1 protein-coding gene is annotated in these 984 nt (G+C 64.8%); it reads right to left on the bottom strand.

Annotated features, from left to right (window positions below; all coding sequences use genetic code 11):
- A partial coding sequence (locus EWH12_RS21925) for a Tn3 family transposase (protein ID WP_165363711.1) occupies positions 1-984 on the bottom strand: 984 nt, incomplete at both ends.

Consider the following 984-nt stretch of genomic DNA (forward strand, 5'->3'; position numbering starts at 1 on the left):
CGCCCTTGTTCAACTCGGCAGTGACAGTACGGCGCAGAGCCGGATCCTCGAACCAGCGCAACGTGAACAGCGTGCGCTCGATCCGCCCGATCTCGCGCAGCGCCGCGGCGAGGCTGTTCTGCTGGCGATAGGCAGACAGCTTCTTGAGGATCAGCGAGGGCTTAACGGTGCCGTCGCGCATGGCACAAATGACACGTTCAATATCCGGCCAGTGGCTAACGATCAGGTCCCGGTCGAGCCTGTGACCGAATAGTGGCGCAAGCCTGCCGTAATGCTTCGAGGGTTCGAACGCGTAGAGGCGGCGGTCGGACAGGCGGGGAATGCGCGGCTCGAAATCGAGCCCGAGGAGATGCATGGTCGCGAACACGATGTCGGAAACACCGCCTCCATCGACGTGCAGCGCGGTCAGATTGGCGTTGCTGTCATGGCCGAGGATGCCGTCGAGCGCATGGATGGCTTCTCCTGCCGTGCCGGCGATCACGGTCTGGTGCAGTGGCGCGTAGCGGTCGGTGATGGTGGTGTAGATCTTGACCACCGGGTCGCGACCATAGTGGGCATTGACCGCTCCTCCGGCTTCGCCCGGCCCGCCCAGGTAGAAGGCCTGACCATCTGCAGAAGCCCGGTGTCCTTGCCCAAACCAGGCGGCGATCGGCTCGGCGTGGATGGCGTCGGTCAGACAGGCGAGCGCCGCTCGAAAGGTTTCCTCGCGCATGTGCCATGTCTGCATGCGCAGCAGCGCGCGGCGTGATCCTGCGCCGCATACCTCGGCCATGCGCGACAACCCGAGATTGGTCGCTTCGGCAATCAGAGTGGCGAGGAAGGTCCGCTCGTCGCCGGGCGGCAACCCGGTCGAGACGTGCCCGAAGTGCCGGGTGAAGCCGGTCCAGCGTTCGACCTGCGAAAGTACGTCGGTGATACGCGTCGCAGGCAGCATGCCGTAGCAGGCAAGCGTCAGGTGCCGTCCTTCGTCGTGCCCGGCATCAT

Origin of the sequence: Sphingobium cupriresistens (assembly GCF_004152865.1) — a bacterium.
In the GTDB taxonomy this organism is placed as follows: domain Bacteria; phylum Pseudomonadota; class Alphaproteobacteria; order Sphingomonadales; family Sphingomonadaceae; genus Sphingobium; species Sphingobium cupriresistens.